Here is an 8,494-nt window from a genome sequence, read left to right on the forward strand (position 1 = left end):
CCGGTGGCCGGCGGGACGACCGGCCGTGGAGCAGACTCTGCTCCCGTGCCCGCGCCCCGAGCAAGGGCCTCGACGACGGACTTTTTCACAGAGGGCGGACAATTCGTTGAACGCGGAATCCGACCGTCCACGTGCGACAGCGGGGTCGCGGACCGTTGCCGCGGGCCGACATCGACCGTCCCATCAGGAGAAGTCGAGCACCATCCTGCCGCGGACCCCGCCTGCGGCAAGGCGTTCGTGCGCCTCCCCCGCGTGCGCGGCGGGCAGCACGTCGGCCACCCGCAGCGCGACCTCCCCGGACTCGGCCTGCTCGCGCAAGCGCTCCAGGAGGTCGCGGCGCTCGGCACCCTCGCGCACGCGGATCGGGTGGAAGCGCAGCCCGCGCGTCCCGTCGCCCTCCCAGAAGCGCACGGTGGCCACCCCACCACCGTCCTTGACAGCGGCCGTCACCTTGTCGCCCTGCACCGCACCGTCGGCCAGCGCGTCCACCCCGTCCGGGAACAGCACCCGGATCCGCTCCGCGACGTCGTCGCCGCGGCGCACCACGTGATCAGCGCCGAACGAGCGCACCAACCCCTCGTCCTTCTCCGCCGCGTCGGCCACGACGGTGATCCCGTCCGCCTTGGCCAACTGCACGAGGTAGCCCCCGTAAGCACCCGCCGCGCCCGTCACCGCCAACACCTGCCCAGGCGCGAGGTCGAGCGCTTCCAGCGTCAACCGCGCGGTCAACCCGTTCATCGGCAGCGTCGAGGCCTCCGCGTGGCTCGTACCCGCGGGCGCGCGCACGACCGACCCCACGGGCAGCACCACCTCGTCCCGGTAGGCGCCGTGCTCGCCGGACGGCACCACGACCGCCATCACCCGCTCACCCGGCGCCAGGTCGGTGTCGGTGCCCGGCCCGACCTCCACCACCTCGCCCCCGACGTCCATCCCCGGCACGTCCGCCACGCCCGCCGCCCGATCCGCGTCCGTCCGCGACCCGTTCACGACCAGCGTGTCTGTCGGGTTCACCGCGGCGGCCAGCACCCGCACCCGCACCTGCCCGTCCCCCAACGCCTCCCGCGCGACGTCGACCTCCCGCAGCGCCTCGGGTCCGCCGTACTCCACCACTCCGACTGCACGCATACCGCGCACCTCCCTGGTCCGGATCCCGGTCCCCAGGTCCAACACCCCCGCCCCCGCCCGCTGTTCCACCCCGGAGCGCGACGCCCGGATGCGCTCGGGGTCATGCGGCGACCTCCACCGGCCTGCCCGGCAGTGACCAGCGGTGGTGGACCACCACGCCGAGAGCGGCGGCGACCGCGCCTGCGATCGGGATCCAGCGGAAACCCGCGGACAGCAGCAGGCCGCCCACGGCCGAGCCCAGCGAGGTGCCCAGGTACATGAAGGAGCTGTTCCACGCCAGCACCGATCCGCTCTCGGCCGGGAAGGTGGCCACCAACCTCGACTGGTACGCGGGCAGGCACGGGTAGGCCAACAGCGCGAACAGGCCGAGGCAGGCGATCAGCAGCCAGGCGGGGGCACCCAGGAGGGCATCGACGACGAGCAGGACCACGCCAAGCACCAGCAGGCTGGTCGCCACCACGCGGCCCGCGCCGTGCCGGTCGGCCAGGGTGCCGCCGCTGAGGCTGCCCGCGACGGCGCCGAGCCCGTAGACGACCAGGGCGAGGGCGGTGGTGCCGGTGGTGAAGCCTGCGACGTCCGCCAAGCCGGCACCCAGGTAGGTGTAGAACGAGTACACCGCGAACGCCCAGGTGCCGGTGACCGAGGCGGCGCGCAGCTTGGTGGTCAGGGGCAGCTTCCGGGCGCCGGGTGCGGCGGCCACCGCACCCGCGCCGCGCGGCCAGGTGAACCGGTTCACCACGGCCAGCACGAGGGTGAGGACGCCCAGGCCGAGGAACGCCGCCTCCCAGCCGAGCGCCGCGGCGACGGCGGTGCCGGTCGGGGCGCCGGTGGTCAGCGAGACGAGGAAGCCCGCCATGGCCGTGGACAGCCACACCCCGCGGCGGGCGGGCGGCGCGGACTGGCCGACCAGGGCCAGCAGCGAGGGGGTGACCCCGGCGGCGAACAGCCCGGCGAGCACGCGGGCGACCAGCAGCACCGCGAAGCCGAGGGGCAGCCCGGTCAGCACGTTGGCCAGCGCGAAGCCGGTCAGCCCGACCACCAGCACCCCGCGCCTGCCGACGCGGTCGGCCAGCGCCCCGCCCAGGGGCGCGCCGACGACGTAGGCCGCGGAGAACGCGGTGACGGAGGTGCCCGCCGCGCCGGTCGAGACGCCGTGCGCGGCGGCGATCGCGGGCAGCAGCGGCGAGACCAGGAACAGGTCGGTGCCGATCAGCAGCAAGGTCAGGAACGCGATACCGAGCGCGAGCGGCGACCCGCCGGAGCGCGCCGTCCCGGTGCCCCTGGTCGTGCCGGGTGTGCTCACGGTGCCTCCATGGTGCGCCGATTAGTACGCTGGCAAACAATTTGCCAGCGTACTATATCCGGGGAAACCACCGACCCCCTCGACGCTAGGCTGGGGCCATGGATGGCCAGGACGTCGTCGACCGCATGCTCGGTGAGTGGTCGTGGTCGGACTACGACCTCGACCTGGACCAGATGGCGGTGTCCAAGCGCATCAGCCTGCTGGCCCGCAGGCTGGAGCGGCTCGCCGCCGACACCCTCGCCCCGCTCGGCCTCGACCCCGGCGAGTTCGAGGTGCTGGCCGTGCTGCTGCGCAGCGGGCAGGCGCACGAGCTGTCCCCCAGCGCGCTCAACCGCTGGTTGATGATCTCCGGCGGTGGCCTGACCAAGCGGCTGGCGCGCCTGGAGGAGCGCGGTCTGGTGACCCGCAGGCTGGCCCCGGACGACCGCCGCTCCCTGCTGGTGGCCCTCACCGGCGCAGGTGCGGGGTTGGCGGAGGCCGCCGTTCGCGCGCACTCCGCGGCCACCGCCGCACTGGTCGACCGCATCGGCACCGAGGACCGCGACCGGCTCTCCGGCCTGCTCCGCGACCTGCTGCGCAGCGTCGACGACACCGGCCACCCGACCGGCACGGCGTCCCGGGGCGAGCGTCCCGCGGACAGCCCCGAGCAGGGCACGCCCTCGACCACCGGGGCGCAGGTCAGCGGGTAGCGCCGAGCAAGAGCCCGCTCAACGGAGCGACACGCGGCTGGGGCTGCGCTCAACAGCGCTCACCACGCTCCCCCACGGAGACCACAGTGGACCTTTCGGGTCCACCGCCGCCTGGCGCACGACCCCGCTCCTGCGGCGGCCCAACCTGGCCGGCGACAGGGCGACGTGGCCGAGGTGCCCGTCTCGTCGGGCCACCCGCGGTAGGGCCGCACACGGCGTCGAGCAGCCGCGCAGCACCGACGCCACCGGGCACGGGACCGACCGCGCTGGGTGACCGGCGCCCTCCGACCGGTGGGCGTTTCCGGGTCTCGCGGGCCCGGCGGGCCCCCGATGTCGGCCGGAGGTCGTACCGTGTCGCAGGTGGGCGACAAGTCCGAGCACGCACCCGTGCTCGACCTCCTGGAGGCGGTGGACCTCGACCGGCGCGGGGCCGCGGCGGTGGGGGCGTGGCTCGCCGGGCACCGGGCCGACCTGGTGGCCGGGGTGCGCGCCTGCGACCGCGACGGGGTGCGCCGCGCGGGCCTGCGGCTCGCGGGTGCCGCCTGGGCCGCCGCCGGGCTGGTGCCCGAGCCCCGGTGGTGGGCGGAGCTGGCCGAGGCCGGGGAGGCGCTGGCCATCGCCGAGCGCGACCCGGAGGCGCTGGTCGGGCTGCTGGACGCGGCCGCGGCGGTCTTCGCCGACCACGGCGACCGGGTGCGGGCGGAGGAGCGGTGGGTGCGCGCCCTGTCCGTGGCCCGCCGGGCGGGGTCGCCGGGCCAGGACCGGCTGCTGGTGGCCCTGGCCGGGCTCTACCGGGGGTGGGGGCGGCTGGGCAAGGCGCTCGACGCGCAGTGGGCGCTGGTGGAGCTGCGCGCGGCGGCGGGCGACGCGCTCGGCTCCGCGCTGGCGCGGGCCGAGGTGGGCGCGACCATGCACGCGGCCGGGCGCACGGCGTCGGCGGTGGAGCACCTGGAGCGGGCGCAGGAGGCCGCTGCGCTGGCCGGGGCGGGGCCCGTCGAGCACGCCCGCCTGCTGGTGTGGTGCGGCTGGGCGCGGTGGGCCCAGGGCGGGCCCGGCGCCGCCAAGCGGTGCTGGAGCCGGGCGCTGGCCCTGCTCGTCGACGTCGACGAGGACGCCGCCCAGCGGGTGCGCGACCTGCTCGCGCACGGCCCCGGTGACGGCGCCACCGCGCCCTACCTGTCGACCGGCGCCTCGTCGTCGGACAGCTCGTCCTCCGCGGGGGCGCCGACCAGCGGGCGCACCGGGTCGCCGAACACCGCGTCGTCGCCGTCGGGCGGCGCGGGGTAGCTCAGCTCGAACAGCTCCAGCACGTCCGGCACGGTGAACAGCTGCGGGTGGCCGCGCCCGCTGACGGCGCGCACCACGCCCAGCCGCCGCAGCTGCTTGGTCAGGCTCGCCGCCTGCTGCACGGTGATCCCGCAGCGCTGGGCGATCCGCAGGTTGGTGGTGATCGGGGTGGCGGCCAGGTCGCGGGTGACGCGCACGATGCCGTCCATCCGCCTGCCCAACCTGCTCACGTGCTCCTCGGTGATCCGCTCCACCCGCTCGACGAACCGCAGCTGGGCGCGGCAGAGCTCGGCGACGCCGCGGGCGAAGAAGGCGCAGTACCCGTCGAGGTCGCCATCGTGCACCACGCCCAGCACGCGCGCCCGGTGCTCGTCGCGGTGCCTGCTCAGCCACTCCGACACCGGCAGCAGCGGGTCGCGCAGCGCGCCCTCGCGGATCAGCGCGAGCGAGACGTAGAGCCGCGCCAGGTGCCCGGAGTGCGCGACCGGGGCGAGCACGGACAGCTGGTAGTGCCCCAGCGCGACCCGCGCCAGCAGCGGCGCCTCGCACCCGGAGTCCACCCACGCCGACCACTGCATCCCGGCGATCTGGAGGTCGGGCCCCGGCGGGGCGGCGATGAGGTGGGCGCCTGCCGGGTCCGGGCCGCCGAACCAGCCCGGCCCGGTGCGCCACGGCACGGCGGTCACCTCGTCGTCGACGACCGGGCCCAGCTCGTCGGCGGTGCCGTCCAAGACGCGGGACAGCTGCCCCAGCAGCGCCAGGTTGAGCGCGCCGCCGGAGCGCACCCGCTCCACCGCGGCGTCGCCCGCGCGCAGCTGCCGCAGCAGCCCCAGGTCGACCGCGGCGCCGCCCGCGGCCCCGGGCAGGTCGGCCACCAGCAGTTCGCGCAGCGCGCCGAACACCCCGCCCAGCTCGCCGGAGCCGTGCACGTCGCGCAGCCGCGCCAACCGCACCAGCCCGGCCCGGTCGGGCACCCGCGCCGCCGCCTCGTCCAGCCTGCCGACCGCCTGCTCCGCCTCGGCCAGCACCCGGTAGGTGCGCGGGCGCAACCGCACCAGCGACGGCAGCGGGCGCGGCAGGAACGCGCCCTGCGCGCGCAGCCGCGCGGGGAACCCCGTCATGCCCTCGGCGGAGAACCACCGACCCGTCTCGTCGGGCACTGCGTCAGGCATGGGGGGAAGACTGGCCGACCGGACCGAAGATCGGCAAACGTTTCAAACCGCACACTCAAGATCACCGTCCAGGCGTTCCGCACGATCCGGGGGGGAAGCCCGGGTGATCCACCCCGCACGGCGCGCGCCGGGGTCACGACTGACCACCGCGGGCCTCTCCCCCCGCGGCACGACCTGTCTCCAACACCCTGTAGTCGAACAAACGTTCGACCCGGTGTCAAGGTGAGGCACCCGGTGGGGACACCCGGCCGCGACGCCCGTGTGGCGATCGCCATACCGCCGCGGCCCCCTCCCGGCGCCCCGGTCCGCGGTGCCCGTCCGGGCGCGGCGGCGTTCCCGCCACCCGAGGGGCGAAGGTGCACCACATGGTGTGAAGCAGCCGCCGTCCCGGCCGCTGTTGTGGTTCGTTGTCCGGACACAGATCACGACCGCCCCAGGAGGACCGAGGGTGTCCACCGCATCACCCGTGTGCACGGTGTTGTTCGTCTGCCAGGGCAACCAGTGCCGATCCCCGCTGGCCCAAGCGCTGTTCATCGCCGCCATCCCCCGCTGCCGGGGCACCCGCTGGCGCGTGGAGAGCGCCGGGACGCACGCCGAGGACGGCAGGCCGGTGGTCGACGGGTGCGGCGAGCACCTGCACGACCCGCGCGTGGACCTCAGCCGCTTCCGCAGCAGGCGGCTCACCACCGCCATGGTCGACGACGCGCAGGCGATCATCACCATGACCCGCGAGCAGGCCGCCACCGTGCTGCGCAGGCAGCCGCGCGCGCTGCGCCGCACCGCGACCCTGGCCGAGCTGGCCCGCTGCGCCGAGCGCAGCGACCGCGAGCTGTTCACCCGCGGCGGCGACGCCCTGCTGGAGCTGCTGCGCCTGACCATCCGCGACCGCGGCCCGCGCAGGCCCCGGCACGCCGCCGACGACGACATCCCCGACCCCGTGCGCGACCTGGCGACCCTGCTGCCCGGCACCGAGGCCACCATCGCCGCGGCCATCGAGCAGATCGCGCTCGTGGTCAACCCGGTCGCGGGGCGGGCGGTGCGCCAGGCGGGCTGAGCCCACCCGGCAGCGGCGCGGGCAGCGCAACGCGCCCCCGCCGCCGATCCCGGGGCCTCGACACCGCCCACGCGCAAAGATGGCCGGAAGCGGCGGGGTTCCAGGTGCGGCTCTAGGGCCACCGAGATCACGAGCTGGAGCACTAACGGCGGCCGACCGCCCCAGTGCCGCCAGGGTCAGGTGGGCTGGTGCGCGCCCCAGTCCACGGGGTGCAGCTCGAACTGCCCGCTCAACCCCTTCAGCGCGGCGGCGCGCCCCGGGCCCAGGCGGAACCGACCCGGGTCGGCCAGCCCGCGCAGGGTGTCGTCGCTGACCAGCACCTCGCCGCCGCCCGCCTGCGCCGCGACCCGCGCCGCGGTGGCGACCGCCCGGCCGAAGAAGTCCCCGTCGCGCGAGACCGCGGCGCCGCGGTGGATGCCGATGCGCACCGCGACCGGGGTGGCGCGCAGGGCGCCGCGCTTGGGCCCGGCCAGCGCGTGCTGGATCCCGATGGCGGCGCCGATCGCCTGCTCCGGCTCGCTGAAGGCGAGCATGAAACCGTCCCCTTGGGACTTCACCACGTGCCCGGAGCGCGCGGCGACCTGCTCGCGCACCAGCGCGTCGTGCGCGCGCAGCAGGCGCACCCACCCCTTGTCGCCCAACCGCTCGTTGAGCGCGGTCGAGTCCACGATGTCGGTGAAGGCGAAGGTGACCGTCCCGTCCGCGCCGCTGACCCGCACCAGCTCGGTCCGGTCCTCCTCGGCCCACCGCGCCAGCTCGTCCAACGAGCTGACCAGCATGCCGCCCACGCCGCCGCGGCGCAGTCGGGACGCGGCGCTGACGGCCACCTTCACCGCCCGCTGCAACCCGGCCTCCCGCCGGGGCCGCGCCGAGGCCAGCAGCTCGGCGTACCGGCGGCGCTCCCGGACCAGCAGCACCGACAGCACCACCACGCCCGCCACCGCCGCGACGGCCACAACGGACACGACCACGAACCAGACGCCGATGACGGGCCCCCTTCGCGACGGGCAGCAGGACCGGTTCCCGACGGCATCCTACCCACCGGTAACCCGCTACCGCGGACCGCGGCCACAGCGTGCGGCACCGCGTGGAGCCCTCCCGGGGCGGACTCTTCCCGGCCGGGTCGCCGCCCCGACCGCGGGCGGGCGAGACCAGGCATCAGCCCGACAGCCGCGCCTCCGGGTCGGTCCGCCGCAGGCTGCCCATAGGGTGTGCCGCGTCGGACGGTCAGGGGGGCGCGGGGTGGACCTGGGGCTGGTGGGCCGGGCGGTCGGCGTCTTCGCGGTCACCAACGTCGACGACATCGTGCTGCTGGCCCTGTTCTTCGGGCAAGCCGCCGGGCACCGCGGCGCGGCGGCGCGGATCGTGCTCGGGCAGCACCTGGGGTTCGCCGGGATCCTGGCCGCCTCGGTGCTCGGCGCGCTGGGGGCGGGCCTGCTGCCCGAACCCGCGATCGCCTACCTGGGGCTGTTCCCGCTGCTGCTCGGCCTGCGCGCCGCGTGGACCGCCTGGCGCGACCGCGACGAGGCCGACGAGACCATCGGCACCGCCCCGGGCCTGCTGGCCGTCGCGGCGACCACCCTGGCCAACGGCGGCGACAACATCGGCGTGTACGTCCCGGTTTTCACCGCGGTAGGCACCGCGGGGCTGGTCGCGCACGTGGTCGTCTTCCTCGTGCTGGTGGGGGTGTGGTGCGCCCTCGGGCGGTTCCTGGCCACCCGGCCCCCGGTCGCGCGGGCGCTGGCCCGCTGGGGCCACGTGCTGCTGCCCGTGGTGCTGGTGGGCATCGGCGTGCTGATCCTGGTCGAGGGCCTCACAGGATCCAGAAGCCCTTCAGCGGACCGCCGAGGTCGAACAGGTACCA

At 76.0% G+C, this 8,494-nt stretch carries 8 protein-coding genes; 4 read left to right on the forward strand and 4 right to left on the reverse strand.

The window, feature by feature from the left end; all coding sequences use genetic code 11:
* Window positions 1-183: 183 nt before the first annotated feature.
* A complete protein-coding gene (locus BJP25_RS18355) occupies window positions 184-1,125 on the reverse strand; it encodes an NADP-dependent oxidoreductase (RefSeq protein ID WP_075976166.1) in 942 nt (313 codons plus the stop codon).
* A gap of 100 nt (window positions 1,126-1,225) precedes the next feature.
* Complete coding sequence (locus BJP25_RS18360; protein WP_075976167.1) at window positions 1,226-2,428, reverse strand: MFS transporter; 1,203 nt, start codon at window positions 2,426-2,428, stop codon at window positions 1,226-1,228.
* Between the two features lie 98 nt (window positions 2,429-2,526).
* On the opposite strand from BJP25_RS18360, the gene BJP25_RS18365 reads away from it, so the two are divergent.
* Together BJP25_RS18365 and BJP25_RS33510 are read left to right on the forward strand one after the other, a co-directional pair.
* The gene (locus BJP25_RS18365; RefSeq protein WP_075976168.1) at window positions 2,527-3,117 is read left to right on the forward strand and encodes a MarR family winged helix-turn-helix transcriptional regulator; all 591 of its coding nucleotides are present in this window, start codon (window positions 2,527-2,529) and stop codon (window positions 3,115-3,117) included.
* A gap of 360 nt (window positions 3,118-3,477) precedes the next feature.
* Entirely contained in the window at window positions 3,478-4,404 is a 927-nt protein-coding gene (locus BJP25_RS33510; RefSeq protein ID WP_143219160.1) for a tetratricopeptide repeat protein, read from the forward strand.
* On the opposite strand, the gene BJP25_RS18370 is transcribed toward BJP25_RS33510, so the two are convergent.
* Window positions 4,290-5,576, reverse strand: coding sequence for a Fic family protein (locus BJP25_RS18370; protein ID WP_143219161.1), 1,287 nt, complete (start codon window positions 5,574-5,576; stop codon window positions 4,290-4,292). The genes BJP25_RS33510 and BJP25_RS18370 overlap by 115 nt on opposite strands.
* A 466-nt stretch (window positions 5,577-6,042) precedes the next feature.
* Between BJP25_RS18370 and BJP25_RS18375 the strand changes: the two genes are divergently transcribed.
* On the forward strand, window positions 6,043-6,630 hold the full coding sequence (locus BJP25_RS18375; protein ID WP_075976170.1) for an arsenate reductase/protein-tyrosine-phosphatase family protein: 588 nt from the start codon (window positions 6,043-6,045) through the stop codon (window positions 6,628-6,630).
* 176 nt (window positions 6,631-6,806) lie between these two features.
* Here the strand turns inward: BJP25_RS18375 and BJP25_RS18380 are convergent, their stop codons facing one another.
* Complete coding sequence (locus BJP25_RS18380) at window positions 6,807-7,595, reverse strand: adenylate/guanylate cyclase domain-containing protein (RefSeq protein ID WP_143219162.1); 789 nt, start codon at window positions 7,593-7,595, stop codon at window positions 6,807-6,809.
* 277 nt (window positions 7,596-7,872) lie between these two features.
* Here BJP25_RS18380 and BJP25_RS18385 point away from each other — a divergent pair.
* On the forward strand, window positions 7,873-8,494 hold a 622-nt coding region (locus tag BJP25_RS18385), incomplete at its 3' end, for a cadmium resistance transporter (RefSeq protein WP_075976172.1).

The organism is Actinokineospora bangkokensis, from assembly GCF_001940455.1.
GTDB lineage: Bacteria > Actinomycetota > Actinomycetes > Mycobacteriales > Pseudonocardiaceae > Actinokineospora > Actinokineospora bangkokensis.

Coding starts and splice junctions, on each gene's coding strand:
- BJP25_RS18370 (WP_143219161.1), bottom strand. CDS start 5,576: ATGCCTGACGCAGTGCCCGACGAGACGGGTCGGTGGTTCTCCGCCGAG.
- BJP25_RS18365 (WP_075976168.1), top strand. CDS start 2,527: ATGGATGGCCAGGACGTCGTCGACCGCATGCTCGGTGAGTGGTCGTGG.
- BJP25_RS18355 (WP_075976166.1), bottom strand. CDS start 1,125: ATGCGTGCAGTCGGAGTGGTGGAGTACGGCGGACCCGAGGCGCTGCGG.